Genomic DNA, 20,661 nt, shown 5'->3' on the forward strand with positions numbered 1-20,661 from the left:
TGTAGGCGTTAGGCAGTCGCCATCCGCCAGTTCCGGCGCTCGATCTGCGGATGGCACGTAACGATTTAGGGGCATACCTATGATCGACGAAGTCGTCGTAAACCTGTCGCGATTGCAATTTGCTGCGACCGCTCTCTATCACTTCCTGTTCGTGCCGCTGACGCTGGGGCTTTCTTTCATGATGGCGATCATGGAGAGCACCTATGTGATGACGGGGCGCGAGATCTGGCGAAAGATGACCCTGTTCTGGGGCACGCTGTTCGGCATCAACTTCGCCATGGGCGTTGCGACCGGCATCGTCATGGAATTCCAGTTCGGGATGAACTGGTCCTATTACAGCCATTACGTGGGCGACGTGTTCGGCGCGCCTCTGGCCATTGAAGGGCTGATGGCGTTTTTCCTCGAAGCCACGTTTATCGGGCTGTTCTTTTTCGGCTGGGACCGGCTTTCCAAGGTCGGCCATCTGGTCGTCACCTGGCTCGTGGCGCTGGGAGCCAATTTCTCGGCCCTGTGGATCCTGATCGCCAATGGCTGGATGCAGTATCCGGTGGGCGCGACATTCAATCCCGACACCATGCGCATGGAAGTGACCGACTTCATGGCGGTGCTGTTCAACCCGGTGGCGCAGGCCAAATTCGTGCACACGGTTTCGGCCGGGTATGTAACGGGCGCGGTGTTCGTGTTCGGCATCAGCGCGCTGTTCCTGCTCAAGGGCAAGCATGTCGAACTGGCCAGGCGCTCGATGGTGGTGGCAGCCAGTTTCGGCCTGGCTTCGGCATTGTCGGTGGTCGTTCTGGGCGACGAGAGCGGGTATGTGGCGACCGAGCATCAGAAGATGAAGATCGCGGCGATGGAGGCGATGTATCACACAGAGCCCGCCCCCGCCGGGCTGAGCCTTGTGGCGTTTCCCATCGGCAATGGCGAGGTGTTCGAGATCAAGATCCCCTGGGTTCTAGGCCTGATCACGACGCGCAGCTTCGATACGGAACTTCCCGGCATCGACGAGCTTGTCGAGCACGCGGAAACGCGGATCGAAAACGGGCTTTTGGCCTATGAGGCCGTCGCGGCCCTTGAGGAGAACCGGCAGGATGAAGATGCCCGCGCGGTGATCTCGGAAACCTGGCCCGATCTGGGCTATGCGCTGCTCCTCAAGCGCTATCGGGTCGATATCGAGAACGCCACGCCCGAGGAAATCTCAATGGCGGCGGCCGATACGGTGCCGGCGGTGTGGCCCCTGTTCTGGACTTTCCGGCTGATGGTGGGCATCGGGTTCTTCTTTATCGCGTTCTTTGCCCTTTCCTTCTGGAAGGCGTCACGCGGCACGCTGGAGACCCATCGCTGGTTCTTGTGGGGCGCCGTGGCGGCCATGCCACTGCCCTGGCTTGCGGCGGAGGCGGGCTGGATCATCGCCGAGTTCGGGCGACAGCCCTGGGCCATCGAGGGGGTTCTGCCGACCTTTTATGCGGCCTCGGGGCTGACCGTGCTCGACCTTTCGCTCAGCCTGACCTTCTATGTCACGGTCTATACGATCCTGGCGATCATCATGGTGATCCTGATGGTCAAGGCGATCCAGGCCGGGCCCAAGGATTATGTGGCGCTCCTCAATGGCGAGCCTGACGCCATGGAAACGCCCGCGCCCAAATCGGACATTCCGCAATCGCCTGAAGGCTATGGCGATGACGAGCCAAGCGGCAAGCCCGCCCCGGCTGAATAAGGAGAGCGAAAAATGGATTTCATTCCAATTGATTATGAAACGCTGCGCCTTATCTGGTGGGCGCTGCTGGGCGTGCTTCTGATCGGCTTTGCCATCATGGGCGGCATGGATCTGGGCATGGGGGCGCTGTTGCCCTTTGTGGCCCGGACCGACGACGAGCGGCGCGTAATGCTCAACCTGCAGGGCCCGACCTGGGAGGGCAATCAGGTGTGGCTGGTGCTTGGCGGCGGCGCGATCTTTGCGGCCTTTCCGCCGCTTTATGCGGTGAGCTTTTCAGGCTTTTACCTGGCGATGATCGTGATCCTGTTTGCCCTGATCCTGCGGCCCGTGGGCTTCAAATATCGCGGCAAGGTCACCGATCCGCGCTGGCGCAGTGCCTGGGATTGTGCCTTGTTCATCGGCGGTTTCGTGCCGGCGCTGATCCTGGGCGTTGCCGTGGGCAATGCGCTGTTAGGCGCGCCCTTCGATCTCGATAACACTTTGCGGCCCTCCTATCTGGGCAATTTCTTCGGGCTTTTGACACCCTTCGCGCTGTTGTGCGGGCTGGTGAGCCTTTCCATGCTGGTGGTGATGGGCGCGAGCGTGCTCGCGGCACGCACCGAGGGGGCGCTTGCAGAGCGGGCCGCGCAATATGGCCAATGGGCGGCGCTGGCGGCCATGGGGCTGTTCGCTCTCGCCGGGCTGTGGATCGCCTTCGGGATCGAGGGTTATGTCATCACCAGCGCGGTGGTGACCGATCAGGCGTCGAACCCGCTGGCCAAGACCGTGGCGCGCGAAGTTGGCGGCTGGATGGCCAATTATGGACATTATCCCTGGATGATGGTTGCGCCGGCCCTGGGCTTTCTGGGCATGGCGGGGGCGGCTGCCGGCATCAAGACGTATCCGGGTGCCATGACAATCATATCGGCGGGGCTGGGCGTGTTCGGGATCGTGGCAACGGCGGGGCTTTCGATGTTCCCGTTCCTTCTGCCGTCCTCGCACAACCCGGTGGCGAGCCTGACTGTGTGGGACGCGACATCGAGCCATCTGACGCTGTTCATCATGCTGATCGCCACGCTGATCTTCATGCCGATCATCCTTGCCTACACAAGCTGGGTGTACAAGGTGATGAGCGGCCCGGTGACCAACACCAGCCTTGGCAAAAACCCCAACGCCTACTGAGAGGAACGATCTATGTGGTATTTTTCGTGGATTTTGGGTGTCGGGCTGGCCTGCGCCTTCGCCATTCTCAACGCCATGTGGTTCGAGATGCGCGAGGATCGGCGGGAAGTGCGGGACAAGTCCTGAGCGCCTCGGGGGTGTGGACGCGCTGACTGGACCCCGGGAATAAATCCTGGGGTGACAGTTGCGGTGGGACGATGAGCTGACAAAAAAACGCGCCAGTCGTGGCGCCCCTACCGCGCCATGGGAACCGGTGTCATCCGGTCTTTTGCGCCCAGAATGTGGGCGCGCATCATGGTTTCGGCTCTCGCGCCATCGGCGCGCAGCAGGGCGGTGACGATCGTTTCGTGTTCCTCATAGGATCGGGCCAGCTGGGCGGGATAGGCGAACAGGTCGGTTCTAAACGGGGCAAGGCGCGAGCGTGACAGGGCGGCCATTTCGCTCAGTTGCGGGTTACGGGCTGCCGTTTGCACGCGGGCGTGAAACAGGGTGTCGTAAGCCCCATAGGCATCGGTGCGGCCCAGGCGCACCATTTCGGCGGCGGCCAGATGCTCGGCTTCAAGGGCGTGGCGTTCGGGGCCCGACATGCGCTCGGCGGCCAGGCGGGCACACACCGCTTCGAGTTCGGCCATCACCTCGATGAGGTTGATCATATGTTCGGGGCTCAACTGTGCCACAACGGCGCCCTTGTTGGGGCGCCGGGACACCAGACCCATGGCGGCAAGCTGGCTCAGCGCCTCGCGCACCGGGGTCCGCGAGACGAAAAACCGGTTGGCGAGGGTCAATTCGTCGAGTTTTTCGCCGGGGCGGAACTGGCCGGCAACTATGGCATCGGCCAGTTGCCCGACAATGTCATCGACTGTATCGCCCTTGCGCGGCAGACCTTGTTGCACCAGTCCGGTCCCATCGAATTTATGGCGATGGGACTATGAATAGAAATGGCTGCCAAGTGAAGAGGCAATATTTCAGTCTGCATAATATCTAGGCAAATTTCTTGCGCGCCAGATGGGTCGAGGGCGGTGGCGGGACGTCGCCGGGAGTCTTGCCGTCGCCAACCGGGGCGGCCAGGGCGGTGACGATGGGGATCACGCCGGCCCAGATGGGCAGGTCGTGGTCTTCGGGGTCGTCGGCGGGCGGGGCCTGGCGGATCTTGGCCGAAGCTGCTTCGATCTCGAGCGCGATGACGCCGGTCGCCTTGCGCTCCTTGTCATGCATGGGGCGCACTTCGCCCCAGCGCAGGGGCAGGAGGTGCTCGGTGATGAGCTTGAGGGCCTGTTCGGCCTCCCCGGGATCTGTGACCAGCCGCGTGATGCCGTGGACGGTGGCTGCCCGGTAATTCATCGAGTGGTGAAAGCCTGAACGCGCCGCAACGATGCCTTCAAGCAGGGTGACGGTCATGGAAATCGGGTCGCCATCCTTGTGCATGGCGACGATGCGGGCTTTGGATGCGCCGTGCAGATAGATGGTCTGGCCCCAGCGGGCATAGGCCATGGGCACCACCATGGGGCGGCCATCGGCGATGAAGCCTACATGGCCGACGAGCCCGCAATCGAGAATATCGTTGATGGTGTCCTCATCATAGCGCGCGCGGCGGGGCTGGCGGGCGCGGGCGTAGGGCGGCAGGGCGTGCTCGTTCATGGTGGTGCCTTCGGAACTCAACGTTTCGGCTTTGCGGTGAGACCGGTTATCTGCGATAGACTGGTTCTGCGTAAGGTCCACTTTGGTTTGATTTGAGGGTTCCAGATGCTTGAGGGATTGATCGTGCTGGAGCGCTCGGGCGCGCCGCTGCCCGAACAGATCTACCGTGCCGTCGGCGAGGCGGCACGGTCGGGCCGGCTCAAGGCCGGATCGGTGTTGCCCAGTTCGCGGCAATTGGCGGCGGGCTTGGGGATTTCGCGCAATTCGGTCAATGCGGCCTATGAGTTGCTGCGGGCCGACGGAGTGATCGCGGTGCGGGCCGGTGCCGCGCCGCAGGTGGTGGCGCGGGCCGAGCTGGAGGCAGCAGAACTCGATGGGGCTGGGGCACATGTGAGGCTGTCGCAGCGCGGGGAGGCGCTGGCGCGCGATCTGCGCAATTGGCGGGGCGGGCGGCACGCGGGGCAACTCGAACCCGGCGCACCCGACGAGGCGCTGTTTCCCGCCGATCTGTGGGCGCGAACCCTGAGGCGGGTGGCGCGGCAGAAATTCGGGGAGGCGGCGATCTATGGCGATGTCGAGGGATTGCCCAGGCTCAAATCGGCGCTGGCCGAACATCTGGCGCGGCATCGGGGGGTGAGCGCCACGGCGAGCCAGGTCATCGTCGTGCCGTCGATCCAGGCGGGATTGTCGCTGGCGGCGCAGTGTCTTGCCGATCCAGGCGAGGTCGGAGTTGTGGAATCGCCGGGCTATTTCGGAGCGCGGACGGCGTTTGCCGGGGCGGGGCTGGTGACAAAGGCGCTGGAGGTGGATGAGCAGGGCGCCGATCCGGCGGCGCTGGCCGGCAGCGGGGCGCGGCTGGTCTATGTCACGCCCTCGCACCACTATCCCACCGGCGCGCGGATGAATTTGCAGCGGCGCATGGATCTGCTCGAAGCGGTGCGGCGCGAAGGGGCGGTGGTGCTGGAGGACGATTACGACAGTGAATTTTTATGGCAGGGGCGGGCGATTGCCGCCCTGCAGGGGATCAGCCGTGGCGGGGAGGTGATCTATTTGGGCACCACCGCCAAGAGCCTGCTGCCGGGGTTGCGGCTGGCCTATATGGTGGTGCCCGACACGTTGGCGGGGCCTCTGAGACAGGCGCAGCGCAATATGGGCCTGCGGGTCAATATCCACGCGCAGGCCGCTTATGCCGAATTGATCGAAAGCGGGGCGCTGGTCACGCATTTGAAACGGATCGCGCGGCTATATGAGGCGCGCGGGCGGCTGCTGGTCGAGACCTTGCGTAAAAGGCTCGGCGGGGCCATCGATATCGCCATGCCAATGGGCGGGCTGCAGACCGTTATGGGGTTTGCCGACCGGGTCGATGATACCAAAGTCGCCGTCCGGCTGGCCGAGGAAGGCTTTGAAACGCCAGCGCTTTCGAGTTATTGCGCTGGGAACACGCGCAAGGGCCTCGTGGTCGGGTTTGCCGATGCGACCGACAAACGGGTGGCCCGGTTTGCGGGACTTCTCGAAGGGCTCCTTGTTTGACATAAAGATATCTTTATGTCTTTGTATCACCTCGCAGGATCACCCTGCCAGAAACGGATTTTGTCATGTGCAACGCTCCCGGATGTACCCACGGCCACACCCATGCTCCCGCTGACGGGCGCATGGGCGGCATGGGCGAGGGCGGCGTAGCGGTTGAGGCGCTCAAGCCCGGTTCGGCGCCGGTGCGCACGGCCAAAGAGGGCGAGGAGATTCTTGCGGCGCTGACGGCGGCGGCGCGCGAGCGTATCCTCATTCTCGACGGTGCAATGGGCACGATGATCCAGCTCGAAAAGTTCTCGGAGGAAAATTTCCGGGGTGAGCGGTTCGCCGATTGGCCAAAGCCCTTGCAGGGCAATAACGATCTTCTGGTCATCACCGAACCGAAAATCATCGAGGATATTCACTTCGCCTATGCCATGGCGGGGGCGGATCTTTTAGAAACCAACACGTTTTCAGGCACCACCATCGCCCAGGCCGATTACGGCATGGAGGCGCTGGCCTATGAGATCAACGTGGCGGGGGCGCAGGCGGCAAAGCGCGCCGCGATCCGCGCCGAGGCCGAGGACGGCAAGCGCCGGTTCGTGGCTGGTGCCGTCGGGCCAACCAACCGCACGGCGTCGATTTCGCCCGACGTCAACAATCCGGGCTATCGCGCCACCAGTTTCGATCAGTTGCGCATCGCCTATGGCGAGCAGATCGAGGGACTGATCGATGGCGGGTCAGACCTGATCCTGATCGAGACGATCTTCGATACGCTCAACGCCAAGGCGGCGGTGTTTGCGGCCGAAGAGGTGTTCGAGCGCAAGGGCATTCGCCTGCCGGTGATGATTTCGGGCACGATCACCGACCTTTCCGGCCGCACGCTGTCGGGGCAGACCCCGACAGCGTTCTGGTATTCGCTACGCCACGCCAAGCCGTTCACCATCGGGCTCAACTGCGCGCTGGGCGCCAACGCCATGCGCGCCCATCTGGAGGAAATCTCCGATATCGCGGATACCTTGGTCTGCGCCTATCCCAATGCGGGCCTGCCCAATGAATTCGGCGAATATGACGAGAGCCCGCAATTCATGGCCGAGCAGATCGAAGGGTTTGCGCGGGATGGGTTTTTGAACATCGTGGGCGGGTGTTGCGGGTCGACGCCCGAACATATCGCGGCGATTGCGCAGGCGGTTTCGAAGTACCCGCCGCGCGCGGTCCCCCAGATCGAGCCGCGCCTGCGGCTGTCGGGGCTCGAACCGTTTACGCTTACCGATGACATTCCATTCGTCAATGTGGGCGAGCGCACCAACGTCACCGGCTCGGCGCGGTTCAAAAAACTCATCACCGCCGGCGATTACGCGACCGCGCTCGATGTCGCGCGCGACCAGGTGGAAAACGGCGCGCAGATCATCGACATCAACATGGACGAAGGGTTGATCGACAGTCAGCAGGTGATGGTCGAATACCTCAACCTCGTCGCGTCCGAGCCCGATATCGCGCGGGTGCCGGTGATGATCGATTCCTCGAAATGGGAGGTGATCGAGGCGGGGCTGAAATGCGTTCAGGGCAAAGCCATCGTCAATTCCATTTCCATGAAGGAAGGCGAGGACAAGTTTCGCGAACAGGCGCGGCTGTGCCGGCTGTATGGCGCCGCGGTGGTCGTCATGGCGTTCGACGAGGACGGGCAGGCCGATACCAAAGAGCGCAAGGTGGAAATCTGCACTCGCGCCTATCGCATCCTTGTCGACGAGGTTGGGTTTCCGCCCGAAGACATCATTTTCGATCCCAATATCTTCGCTGTCGCCACCGGCATCGAGGAGCACGACAATTACGGGGTCGACTTCATCGAGGCGACAAAGGAAATCACCGAAACGCTGCCCCATGTGCACATTTCGGGTGGTGTTTCGAACCTCTCGTTCTCGTTCCGCGGCAATGAGCCGGTGCGCGAGGCCATGCACGCTGTATTCCTCTACCGCGCCATCAAGGCGGGCATGGATATGGGCATCGTCAATGCCGGCCAGCTTGCTGTCTATGAATCGATCGATCCCGAATTGCGCGAGGCGTGCGAGGACGTGGTTCTCAACCGGCGGTCCGATTCCACCGAGCGCATGCTCGATCTTGCCGAACGCTACAAGGGGCAGGGCGGCAAGGAAGCGAAAGCCAAGGATCTAAGCTGGCGCGAAAAGCCGGTCGGGGAGCGGATTTCGCACGCGCTGGTCAACGGCATCACCGACTATATCGAGGCCGATACCGAGGAAGCGCGCCAGAGTTTCGCGCGCCCGCTGCATGTGATCGAAGGGCCGTTGATGGACGGCATGAACATTGTTGGCGAGCTGTTCGGTGCGGGCAAGATGTTCCTGCCGCAGGTGGTCAAATCGGCGCGCGTCATGAAACAGGCGGTGGCCTATCTCCTCCCGTTCATGGAAGCGGAAGCAGACGGCCAGCGCCAGAGCGCGGGCAAGATCCTGATGGCGACGGTCAAGGGCGACGTGCACGATATCGGCAAGAACATCGTGGGCGTGGTTCTGGCCTGCAACAATTACGAGATCATCGATCTTGGCGTCATGGTGCCGACCCAGAAGATCCTCGATACCGCTCGTGAGCAGAATGTGGACGTGATCGGGCTATCGGGCCTCATCACCCCCTCGCTCGACGAGATGGTGCATGTGGCGGCCGAAATGGAACGCGAAGGCTTTGACATTCCGCTGATGATCGGCGGGGCGACGACGTCGCGCGTGCATACGGCGGTCAAGATCAACCCGCGCTACAATCGCGGCTCGACCATCTATGTGAAGGACGCTTCGCTGGCGGTGAACGTGGTCTCCAAGCTGCTCTCGAAAGAGGCGGCCAATGATTACGTCAAGACAATCCGCCAGGAATACGAGACGGTTGCCGAAAAGCACCGCAAGGGCGAGGCGGACAAGAAGCGCATTTCGCTCGCTGCGGCGCGGGACAATTCGTTCAAGCCCGACTGGTCGAACTACACGCCAAAGGCGCCGTCGTTTCTGGGCACAAAGACCTTCCAGGATTGGGATCTGGGCGAACTGGCCAACTATATAGACTGGACGCCGTTCTTTCAGGCCTGGGAATTCAAGGGCGCTTACCCGAAAATTCTTGACGACCCGCGGCAGGGCGAAGCGGCGCAGCAGCTTTTTGCCGACGCGAAAGTCATGCTTGAGCGCATCATCGATGAAAACTGGTTCACGCCCAAAGCCGTTGTCGGATTCTGGCCGGCCAACCGGGTCGGGGACGATGTGCAGCTTTTCACCGATGAAAGCCGGTCGCGTGAGTTGGCGAAATTCTTCACCCTGCGCCAGCAGCTCGGCAAATCGGGCGACAAGGCCAATCTGGCACTGGCCGATTTCATGGCCGAGGCGGGGACGCCCGATTATGTCGGCGGGTTCTGCGTCACCGCCGGGTTCGAGGAAATCGCCATCGCCGATAAGTTCGACGAAGAGAACGACAATTATTCCTCGATCCTCGTCAAGGCGCTGGCCGACCGGTTCGCCGAAGCCTTTGCCGAGCGGCTGCACGAAATGGTGCGGACCGAGCTTTGGGGCTATGCCGATGAAAACTATGCGCCTGAAGAGCTGATCGGCGAGCCCTATCAGGGCATCCGTCCGGCGCCGGGCTATCCGGCCCAGCCCGACCACACCGAAAAGACCACGCTGTTTGAATTGCTTAACGTGGAAAACGAAATCGGGGTCAAGCTCACCGAAAGCTATGCCATGTGGCCGGGCTCGTCGGTGTCGGGGCTCTATTTCGCCCATCCCGAAAGCTATTATTTCGGCGTTGCCAAGGTCGAGCGCGATCAGGTCGAGGACTATGCGAAGCGCAAGGGCATGGCGATCGAGGATGTGGAACGCTGGCTGGGGCCGGTGCTCAATTATATTCCGGGAAGCGAGAAGGCGGCGGGGTAACCTGCCGTCTCGACATCGGGCCTCCAACGTCTTATGAACCCGGTTAAATCCTAGCCTTGGGGGCCCATCCGCTCATGCCCAATTTCATCCTCACTTTGTCCTGTGCCGACAAGCCCGGGATCGTCTCTGGCGTGACGAGCGAATTGTTCTCTTTGGGCGCAAATATCGCCGAGTCCAACCAGTTCTGGGACAGGGATACCGACAAGTTCTTCATGCGCATCGGATTTACAGCGCCCGGTGGCGTGGACAAGGATGCCGTGGAACGGGCGCTCAAACCGGTGATCGAGCGGTTCGAGATGAAGACCGCCGTGATCGATGAAGCGCGGGTGCCGCGAATCGTCATCCTGGTCTCCAAATTCGACCACGCCATGCTGCATCTGCTCTACCAGATCAAGGTGGGCGCGCTGCGGGCAGAGGTCGCTGCGATCATCTCCAACCATGAAGATGCGCGCTCGATCGCACAGGCTGAAGGCGTTCCGTTCTATCATCTGCCCGTCGCCAAAGGACAGAAGGCGGAGCAGGAGGCCGAGGTGCTCAAAATCATCAAGGCGGCGGATGCCGATCTTGTGGTTCTGGCGCGGTATATGCAGATCCTGTCCGACCAGCTTTCAACGCGGCTTTTCGGCAAGGTCATCAATATCCACCACTCGTTCCTGCCCTCGTTCAAGGGCGCCAAGCCCTATCATCAGGCCCATGAGCGCGGCGTGAAGATCATCGGCGCGACGGCCCATTACGTAACCCCGGATCTGGACGAAGGCCCGATCATCGAACAGGAAACAGCGCGGGTGACGCACGCGATGAGCCCTGAGGATCTGATCGCGGTGGGCCGCGATATCGAGAGCCGGGTTCTGGGCCGGGCGGTCAAGAGCCATCTTGAAAACCGCGTCATGCTCAACGGGCACAAGACAGTCGTTTTCGCTTAAAGGAGTTCGCCATGACCGCACGGATTATCGATGGCAAGGCGGTTGCCGCTTCGGCAATCGAGCGGGTCAAGGCAGGTGCGGCGGCGTTTACGGCGGCCAACGGGATGCCGCCGGGGCTGGCGGTCGTGCTGGTGGGCGAGGATGCGGCGAGCCAGGTCTATGTGGCGTCCAAGGGCCGGATGGCCAAGGAATGCGGGTTTTATTCGGTCCAGCATACGCTTGCGGCAGACACCACGCAGGATGATCTTCTGGCGCTGATCGGCACGCTCAATGCCGATCCGGCCATCCACGGCATTCTGGTGCAATTGCCGTTGCCCGGCCATCTGGACGAACGCACGACCATCGGCGCGCTCGACCCGGCCAAGGACGTGGATGGGCTCCACGATGTTTCCATCGGCCGGCTGGCATCGGGGCAGGTGGACAAGACGCTGGTGCCGTGTACGCCCAAAGGCTGCATGGAGCTGCTCGATACTGTCTATCCCGACGGGATTTCGGGGCTGACGGCCGTTGTCGTCGGCCGATCCAACCTTGTGGGACGTCCGGTGGCAGCGCTGCTCCAGCACGCCAATGCCACGGCCACCATCGCCCATTCGCGGACCCGCGATCTGCCCGGTCTGTGCCGGGGTGCCGATATCGTTGTGGCGGCGATCGGGAGGCCCCAATTCATCAAGGGCGACTGGATCAAACAGGGGGCCACGGTGATCGATGTGGGCATCAACCGCATCGCCGCTCCCGAAAAGGGCGAGGGCAAGACACGGCTGGTCGGCGACGTCGATTTTGCCGCCGCGTCCGAGCGCGCCGGGGCGATCACGCCGGTGCCGGGCGGGGTGGGGCCGATGACGATTGCCATGCTGATGGCCAATACGCTCAAGGCCGCCGAGCAGAGCGTTTCCTGACCTTCTGGCCGGTTGATCTGGATCAATTAAACCAAGCGAAAACAGGCGCATAACACTTCCATCACTCTTATTGATGGAGGCTGAAATGTCCTTTGAAACCGCCCTCGTTGTCGCTGCCGTCGTCGTCGCTTTCGGCGTGTTCGGGCTGGCGCTGGGCTATGTCAACTGGATTGCCGGCGCCCGCGCCATCACCAGTGAGGAAGAGCTTGCAGCGCGCGCAAAGTAGCGCGCTGCGGGGTCTCCCGATCCGCTGTACGTCGGGAGATCAGGGGCGGCGCATCAGGGGAAAAATGCAGCCGCCCATTTGCCCATGAAGGTGCGATCCGCTCGCCGCGCCGCAGCGCTTTTTCTGCAGCGCCGAAGCGGGCCCTTCATGGGTTTTTTCTTCAGCCCAGCCGCGCCTTCGGCATCAGCGTCTGGATGGCCATGAAGCGGGCGAAATCCTTGGCAGCGCGCGGGCTCCATGCGGTTTCGGCTATGGCCGAGAGGCGCGGATAGGTCAGATGATCGAACAGGGCCCGATTGGCGAGGTTCTCGCTCCACAGGCATGATTGGATGCCGATCAGCTTGTCCTGCACCTCGGCCGGCCAATCATGAGCCGGATCGAAGGCGTAGCAGGTTTCGACCGAGACCGTGCCCGCCCAGCTGGCGCCCGGCTCCCACCACTCGGTCGATTGGGCCATGTCGAAATAGGCGTGTTCGGCGGGAGCCAGCACCACGTCATAGCCGGCCAGCGCCAGATCGCGGCCGCTCTCCGATTTCTTCCAGGCGACCAGATAGGAGCGGTCGGGATCGACCCCGCCGCCCAATGCAGCTTCTTCCCAGGCGCCGGTATCCTTGCCGTATTTTTTCAGCAGGGATTGTATCTGCTTGAGGAAATGGGACTGAAGCTCGAAGGTGCCCTGCCAGCCATTGGGCCCCTGCAGGGATCTGGCCTGGGGCGATCCGGCCCAGGCTTCGTCGGCCACCTCGTCGCCGCCGATATGGATCCATTTGGCCGGAAACAATTCGACCAGCGTCTTTATGACCGCTTCGAGGAATTTATAGGTCTCGTCCAAAGCGGGGTTGAGCGCGTTGTTGGGGAAATACTGCACCGAGCGGTAGATGCCAGTCTCGTCGGGATCGACGAGTTGGGGCAGGGCCTTGAGCACGCAATAGCAGTGACCGGGGATATCGATTTCGGGGATGGTCTGGATACCCAGGCTCAGCCCGTGATCGACCATGGCCGTCACATCAGCGGCGCGATAGACCAGCCCGTGCCGTTCAAACGGCGAGCCGAGCAGGGGCGGCAGGATTTCGCCGGGGCCGCGCCATGCGGCCTTTTCGGCAAGTTCGGGATAGTCGGGCACATCGAGCCGCCAACCCTCATCGTCGTTGAGGTGGATATGGAAGCGGTTGAGCTTGTTCCAGGCCATGGTGTCGAGGAAAGCGATGATCTCTTCGGTTGTGTACACCTGACGCGCCACATCGAGATGGCTGCCGCGCCAGTCAAAGCGCGGGGCGTCCGATATGGTGCCCGATGTCGGGAAGGTGAAATCTTCGGGGTGTTTTTGCGCGCCGCGCAGCATCTGGGCCAGGGTTATGAAGCCGTGCTGGAAACCATCGGCATCGCCGGCTCTGAGAGTCACGGTTTCTCCGAAGACGATCTCGTAGGCGCCTTGGTCGAGCCGTGCTCCGGCCAGGCACCGGACCGGCAGTCCGTCGCCGAACAGGGTTTCGCCGGGAAACAGGCGGCGGGCCAGATCGGCTGTGACTTCGTATGAATTATAGGCGAGCTCGGGTCCCTCGCCGAAACCGATCATGGCTGGCACCGAATTGCCGGTGACCTCCACGGCGGCCGGGAAGGGGATGACGCTGATCGCCGTTTCGCCCTCAGGCAAGGGCCGGCGGGCCGGGTGGACGATGGTGGGTGAACCGGGCTCTCCCTTCAGCGTCATCGGGGCGATTTCGGGCAGCACCATGGTGCCATCGGCCAGCGTCACGGCGGCGGATTTGGGGCCGTAGGTGTAGTGGCGCAGGGTGTGGGAAATCTGTTTTGCCACGATCTCCCAGCGTCCGCCGGGTTCGAGAACGAAGCCGTCCTCGGGCGCGAGCAGGTGGTAATTGGACAACTGCTCGAGCAACCGCGCGCCGCCGATGGGACTGTCGGGCTTGATGCGGAACAGCGAGGTAACGCCGAGGGCAAAGCCTTCGACCTGCTCTTGTCCGGTGTTGACCAGGGTGATCTTGAGCTGGCCGGGGGTCGCGATTTCCGGGTTCCAGTCCGCTTCGAGGCGGAACGAGGGCGTGGGCATGGTGGCAGCCTTTGTAACAATTCTGAGGTTTTGGGGGCGGTCGGGTCAGGCGTTCTGGGTGCCTGCCGGTTCGGTTTCTCCCCGAGGCCTGGGGAGAATGTGCTCGCGCACCAGGTCGCGCAGGGTCTGGGCGAGAGTGCGCAGGTTTTCGTATTGGGCGGCGAGTTCGGCGTTCTGGCCGATCTGGGCTTCGACGTCGGTCAGGACGAACTCGGCGGTCTGGATCACGTCACGCCAGCGCGGGTTGGCGGGCAGGGTTTCGATCAGCAGATATTTGTCCAGGGTTCGCGCCTGCAGCGAGGAGCGATCGAGATTGACGCGCCAGACGCCGCTCTTTTCGGCGAAATCGATCTTGGAGCCGCCCTTGGCGCGGCGCCACAGGGCGATCGATTGGGTCATGACGGCCACTATGGTGTCGCGATAGACCTCCTTGCCCGGCAGTGGCGCGGTGTCGGGAGCAGCTGGGCTGGAGGGCGTTGCCTGCTGTTCGATCAGCACCGGCCCGACGGTATCGAGCACGCCCTGCACCGAGCGGACCAGATGGTCGGTCTGCTGGCGCGTTTCGGCCGTATCGGGGGTGATGACCAGCGCAAAGCCGCCGCCCGCATCGGCCTCTATCTCGAAGGCATTGAGCAGGACGGGATTTCCCGAGCGGCCCATGGGCACATCGTCGAGCGCCACGCGGCCCTCATCGGCAATGGTGCGGGTCATGGCGTCGACCATTGTGGGGGTCAAAAGATCGCTCAGCAGCGTCTTGCCGGGGTCGATGACACGGCCGGCAAGCACGGCGGCAGCCTGGTTGGCGTAGGTGATGCGGCCGGTTTCACTGACCCCGAGCAGACCCGCTTCGAGCGTATCGAGCAATCTCGCCATGCGCTGCTGGGAGAGCCGCAGGGCGTCCTCGACCTGCACGCGGCGCTCGATTTCCGATTTCAGTTCGATGTTTTCACGCGCCGTGCCGCGAGCCCGTCCAGCTTCGAGGAGCGTTGCGATGCGGGCGAGAAGCTCGTCCTTGACGAAGGGTTTGACCACGTAATCGTTGGCGCCGTGCTCGAACCCGGCGATCACGTCGCGGGTGCGCGAGCGGGCGGTGACCATAATGATGGGCAGATCGAGCAGGCCATAGCGGTCGCGCAGGCGTTTGGCGACCTCGAGCCCGCCCATCTGCGGCATCATCACGTCGAGCACAACGAGATCGGGCTTGTGGTTTTCTATCGAGGCCAGGGCGTCCATGCCGTTTTCGGCGGCGCGCACGATATAGCCTTGAGGAGCCAGAACGTTGCGCAGCACCTGAATGTTGATCGGCTCGTCATCGACAACGAGGATCACCGGTGCCTCATCGGAATTGGCGGCGTTCATTTCGGCGGTGTCGGCCAAAAGCATGCCCATGGTCTCCCGCAGGCCCTCGCTGCGCTCGCCATAGGTGAGGATTTCCGCTTCGGTGGCTTCGGTTTCCGCGACCGGGACTTCCAGGACGAAGCGCGAGCCCTTGCCCAGATCGGACTGTGCGGCCAGCTTGCCGTGCATGGCGCTGGCCAGTTGGCGGGCGATGGTTAGGCCCAATCCCGCGCCGCCGGGCTTGGCGATCATTTCGGGGCTTTCGCCGCGTTCGAGCGGCTGGAAGATGCGCTCGAGACTGTCGGGTGCGATGCCGACGCCGGTGTCGGTGACAGCCACGGCAACGGTGTCTCCGGCCCGCCATGCGGTGATCGAGATCGACCCCTGGTCGGTGTATTTGATGGCGTTGCCGAGGAGATTGTAGAGCACCTGCTCGAAGCGCACCGGGTCGGCCATCACATAGGGAATGGTTTCGGGGATATCGACGTCGAGCGTCACCGGTTCGCCGCGCAGCAGCGGTTCGGCAAGCTGCATGACGTTGCGGATCGAGGTCGCCACATGGACCGGGTGGATGTCGAGGCGCATGCGGCCCTGCCGGATGCGGTAGATGTCGATGAGATCATCGACCAGCCGCGAGAGGCGCCGGGCCGAAAAGCTGATGAGGTCGAGCTGGCTGCGCTGGGGCGGGGTCAATTCGCCCACGGCGCCGGCCGAGAGCGTTTCGGAAATGCCGATAATGCCGTTCAGTGGGGTGCGCAATTCGTGGCTCGTGTTGGCGACGAACGTGTCTTTGAGCCTGTCGGCCTCTTCGAGCGCGGCGTTTTTTTCCTCGATCAGTTTGACGTGGCGTTCGAGCTCGACGTTCTTTTGCCCGATAAGGGACAGCTGGGCGCGGATGGCATCGCGCATGCGCTTGAAGCTTTCGGCGAGCCGGCCCAATTCGGTCGGCCGTTCCACGCTGGGCATTGTCCGTTCCAGATCGCCCGCGGCGATCGATTCGGCCACTTCGGTCAGTTTTTGCAGGGGCGCGGTCATGGTGCGCGAGACCAGGTACGCCACCCAGAACAGGATAGGCAGGGCGATGGCGGCGATCATCAGGACAAAGCGCGTCAGCGCTTCGGAATTGGCAAAGGCCGTGCTGGTCGGCACTTCGGCAACCAGAGACCATCGGGCGTCGCCGAAATTGACCGGTCCCCATGCGGCCAGCGCGCGTCCGCCCGAAAGGCCCTCTCCGACCAGAGCGGTGGACAATGCGGGCAGGTCGGGTTCGGGCACGGGTACGATTTCCCCGATGGGCAGGTCATAACCGGCGGGTGCGGAAACCAGCCGCCCATTGCCGGCAATCATGTAGAAATTGCCGGTTTCCTCTTCCTGGGACTGAACGATGGACCCGACGCCGCTGGCGGGCAGGCGGAAGATCGCAACGCCGCGCGGGCGTTGATAGAACTCGACCCGCACGGCGACATAGGCGCCGAACGCTCCGGTTTCCGGGTCGAGGGCAAAATCTGAGATGCGGATGGGATCGGTTCCGGCAAGGGTGGCGGCGGCCAGTTGTCCCAGCGTGCTGTCGGCCAGTTCGCCATCGAGATCGCCGCCCAGATAGGCGTCCTTTTCGACCGAATAGACGACGCGCCCATCGGTGTTGACCAGATAGAGATTGTCGAATTCGGCCGAGCGGATGAAGCTCGAATATTCCTCGTGGAAGCGCTGGTGGGCGTTGGCGTATTCGAGGGCGTTGGAGACCATCGCGTCGGTGTCGGGTGAAAATTCGCCATCGCTCGCCGGAGCCTGGCCATTGATGCCGAAGATGGCCTGGAGCACATCACGGGCCGTTTGCGGATCGGGGTCGATCTGGCGGAAGGCGTAGGAAAAGCCGTAGAAATCGCCGATGGAATAGCGGACGGCGTTCGATTTGGTCAGCGAATCGGCCTGCCGGAAAGCGAAGGTCAGATACTGGTCGAGCTCGGAGCGTTTGGCGTCGCGCACGAAGGCGAGGCGGGCAAAGGTTTCATCCTCGACATTGGCGTTGAGGATGGAAAAGAACACGGTCGCCGTCAAAACCAGCGGAATGGTGGTGATGGCGATCAGAATCGCGAACAGGCGGCCGCGGAAGCCCTTCGGTGCCAGCCCAAACGCGCCCATCCTCGCTTCTCCCCTTCCCGGCCGAGCCCCTCGCTACGGCCTTTGACATCGTCTATTCATATGGGGATGGTACAATACATAAAGCCGGTCACACCCCTTAACGTCGATTTTGACGGTTTTGCCGGTTTTGGGTGCGCAATTGACGGAAAAGCACCCGTGACAGAACCCTGCCTTGCCAGCCCACAATGGTCCCCACGCTTTTCGGCGTATCCCGGCGCATGTGCCGTCGGGGAGGGAACATCTGTCAGCCGCGACGAAGGGGTCGCGGTGCAACTGGAGGGAGTTCAACACTCATGACTGCCAATTTCTTCAAGGGCGCGCTGCTGGCCAGCGTTCTGGTCCTGCCGGCCGGGTTGGCCCAGGCGCAGGACGACGACCGAGCCATTCTCACCATCGTACCCCAGCAGCTGACCGCCTGGGTCGAGAACTACAATCCGTTCAATACCACGACCGTTCTGCCCACCGTCATCGACTTCATGTATGAGCCGCTGGTGATCTTTAACGCCCTGCAGGGCGGCACGCCGGAATACCGGCTGGCGGAATCGTATGAATATTCCGACGATCTTCTGACCCTTACCTTCACCCTGCGCGAAGGGCTGACCTGGTCGGACGGCATGCCGCTCACGGCCAACGATGTGGCGTTCACATTCGATCTGATGGCCGAATATCCGGCGCTCGATGCCCGCGCGGTGTGGCCCAAGCTCGACAGCGTCACCGCCGTCGACGACCGCACCGTTGAAATCCGAATGAAAGAGGTCGATGCGGGGCTGATCTACCAGCTTGTGCAGGTCTATACGGTACCCGAACATATCTGGGCCGAGGTGGGCGATCCGGTGACCTATTCGAACAACACCACCGTGGGTTCGGGGCCGCTGACCGAAATCGAGCGTTTCACGCCGCAGGAATATATCCAGTGCGCCAACCCCAATTACTGGGACGCGGAAAGTCTGCATGTCGATTGTGTCCGCCTGCCCCAGCTGGCCAACAACGATCAGGTGCTGACGGCCGCGGCCAATGGGGAGCTCGACTGGTTCGGTTCGTTCCTGCCCGATATCGAGCGCACCTATGTGGGCACCGATCCGGACAATCACGGCTACTGGTTCCCGGCCGGCTCGCCGGTGTTTTTCTCGCTCAACATGGAAACGAGCGAGCCGGGGCTCGATGAAGCGTTCAACGACGTCGCGTTCCGCCGCGCCTTCTCGATGGCCATGGATCGTCAGGCGATGGTCGATATTGCCGGTTATGGCTATCCGACGGTCAATGATTATCCCTCGGGTCTTGGCCGGGCGTATCACTCCTGGAACAACCCCGAAGTCGAGGCCGAATATGGGCAATATACCCAGTTCGATATCGAAGGCGCCCGTGCGCTGCTCGATGAGGCCGGGTATTCAGACGTCGATGGCGACGGGTTCATCGACAGCCCGAGCGGCGAGCCGATCGCGTTCTCGATCATCGTGCCGAACGGTTGGACCGACTGGGTCAATACCGTGCAGTTGGCTGTCGAGGGCCTGAACGAGTTGGGCATCAACGCTTCGATGCAGACCCCGGAAAGCCCGGCCTGGACCGATCAATTGATCGCCGGCGACTATCAGGCGGCCATCAACTCGGTGACCACTGGTGTGACCCCGCACTACTTCATGGACCAGTCTCTGCATTCGCGGCACATCGGCCAGAGCCGCTTCCAGTCGTCGCGCTACACCAACCCCGAGCTCGATGCGGCGCTCGATGCGTTCAACGGAACGACGGATGAAGCCGAGCAGACCGAGATCATGAACGAGATCCAGATGCTGATCGCTGCGGATATGCCGCTCATCAACGTCTTCAACAACCCGCTCTGGTACGAGTACAACACCGCGCGGTTTACCGGGTTCTTCAACGCCGACAACCCCGTTGCGCGCCCGGTGGTCTATTCGGGTGTTCCCGAGCGCCTGTTGCATCTTCTGGCCCTGCGGCCGGTCGAAGACTGATCCTCCGACCTGGGTGCCTGTGGCATCCGCTGCACTGGACCCCGGGAATAAATCCCGGGGTGACAGGCTGGAGGGTGACCCCGGCCTTTTCCTCACAATCACCCTGTCATTCCGGGACTTGTTCCCGGAATCCAGCAGCGGCTTTTCCGCGAGCGCTGCTTCGGCAAGGAGCACTACCAATGGCTTTTATCCTGCGCCGTCTGGGCTTTTACATCGCTGCGTTTTTCGTCGCGGCGACGATCAATTTCATGCTGCCGCGACTGATGCCGGGCAACCCGATCGACATCATGTTCGCCCAGGCGCAACTGACAATTCCGCCCGAAGCGCGGGCTGCGCTGATCGAAACCTTCGGGTTTGCGACAGGCCCGCTGCACGAGCAGTATTTCTCCTATCTCAAATCGGTTTTTACCGGCGATCTTGGCTATTCGATCCGGTTTTTCCCCCAGACCGTCAATGAACGGCTCGGCTACGCGCTGCCCTGGACGTTGCTTCTGGCCGGGTGCGCGACGGTTCTCGCCTTTGCCTTTGGCACGCTGATGGGGATTTTTGCCGCCTGGAAGCGCGGCGGAGCGTTCGATGCCGTCATCACGCCCGCTTCGCTGGCGCTGCAGGCCATTCCGCCGGTGGTGATCGCCATTGTCGCGCTGTTTGTCTTCGGTGTGGCGCTGCGCTGGCTGCCGACCGGCTATGCCTTCGATCCAAGTCTCGATCCGGGCTTTACCTGGAGCTATATCAGCTCGGTCTTCGTCCACGCGCTCATGCCGGTCATCTCCCTGATGATCGTTTTTGTGGGCGGGTATCTGGTCACCATGCGCAACAACATGATCGGGCAACTGGGCGAGGACCATGTGATCATGGGACTGGCCAAGGGGCTTTCGGAACGCCGGGTGAAGTTCAATTACGCCGCCCGCAACGCGCTTCTGCCCTCGGTCACCTCGCTGGGGCTGACGCTGGGGGCGATCCTTGGCGGGTCGCTGGTTACCGAAGTGGTGTTCAATTATCCCGGGCTCGGCCAGACGCTCTATATCGGCATCGTCACCCGTGATTATCCGCTGATCCAGGGCCAGTTGCTCATCATGACGCTGGCGATCCTGACCGCAAACCTCATTGTCGATCTGGCCTATGTGCTGCTCGACCCGCGGCTTCGGAGGGCCTGAGA

Annotated in this window: 14 protein-coding genes; 10 read left to right on the forward strand and 4 right to left on the reverse strand. The window is 62.3% G+C overall.

What is annotated here, in order from left to right; genetic code table 11:
* Window positions 1–82 precede the first annotated feature (82 nt).
* From OF122_RS05400 to cydX, 3 genes are read left to right on the forward strand one after another with little or no spacing between them, the layout of a single operon-like run.
* Window positions 83–1,714 carry a cytochrome ubiquinol oxidase subunit I gene (locus OF122_RS05400; protein ID WP_264227613.1) on the forward strand — a complete coding sequence of 544 codons (1,632 nt, stop codon included), beginning with the start codon at window positions 83–85 and terminating at the stop codon, window positions 1,712–1,714.
* 12 nt (window positions 1,715–1,726) lie between these two features.
* Window positions 1,727–2,875, forward strand: coding sequence for a cytochrome d ubiquinol oxidase subunit II (gene cydB / locus OF122_RS05405; protein ID WP_264226788.1), 1,149 nt, complete (start codon window positions 1,727–1,729; stop codon window positions 2,873–2,875).
* A 12-nt stretch (window positions 2,876–2,887) separates the two neighbouring features.
* Window positions 2,888–3,001: a cytochrome bd-I oxidase subunit CydX gene (cydX, locus tag OF122_RS05410; protein WP_264226789.1), complete on the forward strand. Its 114-nt coding sequence runs from the start codon at window positions 2,888–2,890 to the stop codon at window positions 2,999–3,001.
* A gap of 107 nt (window positions 3,002–3,108) precedes the next feature.
* Here the strand turns inward: cydX and OF122_RS05415 are convergent, their stop codons facing one another.
* Window positions 3,109–3,768 (reverse strand): GntR family transcriptional regulator, encoded by a 660-nt coding sequence (locus tag OF122_RS05415; RefSeq protein ID WP_264226790.1) that lies wholly within the window; start codon window positions 3,766–3,768, stop codon window positions 3,109–3,111.
* An 88-nt stretch (window positions 3,769–3,856) separates the two neighbouring features.
* Complete coding sequence (locus OF122_RS05420) at window positions 3,857–4,513, reverse strand: pyridoxamine 5'-phosphate oxidase family protein (RefSeq protein WP_264226791.1); 657 nt, start codon at window positions 4,511–4,513, stop codon at window positions 3,857–3,859.
* A gap of 105 nt (window positions 4,514–4,618) precedes the next feature.
* Here OF122_RS05420 and pdxR point away from each other — a divergent pair, with 105 nt between their 5' ends.
* The 5 genes from pdxR to OF122_RS05445 all read left to right on the forward strand — a co-directional run bounded on the left by pdxR (window position 4,619) and on the right by OF122_RS05445 (window position 11,987).
* Window positions 4,619–6,043 carry a MocR-like pyridoxine biosynthesis transcription factor PdxR gene (gene pdxR, locus OF122_RS05425; protein WP_264226792.1) on the forward strand — a complete coding sequence of 475 codons (1,425 nt, stop codon included), beginning with the start codon at window positions 4,619–4,621 and terminating at the stop codon, window positions 6,041–6,043.
* A 122-nt stretch (window positions 6,044–6,165) separates the two neighbouring features.
* The gene (gene metH, locus OF122_RS05430; RefSeq protein ID WP_408636328.1) at window positions 6,166–9,942 is read left to right on the forward strand and encodes a methionine synthase; all 3,777 of its coding nucleotides are present in this window, start codon (window positions 6,166–6,168) and stop codon (window positions 9,940–9,942) included.
* Window positions 9,943–10,016: 74 nt separating this feature from the next.
* Window positions 10,017–10,865, forward strand: a complete 849-nt coding sequence (gene purU, locus OF122_RS05435; protein WP_264226794.1) for a formyltetrahydrofolate deformylase — start codon at window positions 10,017–10,019, stop codon at window positions 10,863–10,865.
* A gap of 11 nt (window positions 10,866–10,876) precedes the next feature.
* Window positions 10,877–11,761, forward strand: coding sequence for a bifunctional methylenetetrahydrofolate dehydrogenase/methenyltetrahydrofolate cyclohydrolase FolD (gene folD / locus OF122_RS05440; RefSeq protein ID WP_264226795.1), 885 nt, complete (start codon window positions 10,877–10,879; stop codon window positions 11,759–11,761).
* Window positions 11,762–11,846: 85 nt separating this feature from the next.
* Window positions 11,847–11,987 carry a hypothetical protein gene (locus OF122_RS05445; protein WP_264226796.1) on the forward strand — a complete coding sequence of 47 codons (141 nt, stop codon included), beginning with the start codon at window positions 11,847–11,849 and terminating at the stop codon, window positions 11,985–11,987.
* 160 nt (window positions 11,988–12,147) lie between these two features.
* On the opposite strand, the gene OF122_RS05450 is transcribed toward OF122_RS05445, so the two are convergent.
* Window positions 12,148–14,055 carry a beta-N-acetylhexosaminidase gene (locus OF122_RS05450; RefSeq protein ID WP_264226797.1) on the reverse strand — a complete coding sequence of 636 codons (1,908 nt, stop codon included), beginning with the start codon at window positions 14,053–14,055 and terminating at the stop codon, window positions 12,148–12,150.
* Window positions 14,056–14,100: 45 nt separating this feature from the next.
* Window positions 14,101–17,535, reverse strand: coding sequence for a hybrid sensor histidine kinase/response regulator (locus OF122_RS05455; RefSeq protein ID WP_264226798.1), 3,435 nt, complete (start codon window positions 17,533–17,535; stop codon window positions 14,101–14,103).
* Between the two features lie 293 nt (window positions 17,536–17,828).
* Between OF122_RS05455 and OF122_RS05460 the strand changes: the two genes are divergently transcribed.
* Window positions 17,829–19,502: an ABC transporter substrate-binding protein gene (locus OF122_RS05460; protein WP_264226799.1), complete on the forward strand. Its 1,674-nt coding sequence runs from the start codon at window positions 17,829–17,831 to the stop codon at window positions 19,500–19,502.
* 179 nt (window positions 19,503–19,681) lie between these two features.
* Window positions 19,682–20,659 (forward strand): ABC transporter permease, encoded by a 978-nt coding sequence (locus tag OF122_RS05465; protein WP_264226800.1) that lies wholly within the window; start codon window positions 19,682–19,684, stop codon window positions 20,657–20,659.
* Window positions 20,660–20,661 lie beyond the last annotated feature (2 nt).

It is taken from the genome of Pelagibacterium flavum, from assembly GCF_025854335.1.
Taxonomy (GTDB): domain Bacteria; phylum Pseudomonadota; class Alphaproteobacteria; order Rhizobiales; family Devosiaceae; genus Pelagibacterium; species Pelagibacterium flavum.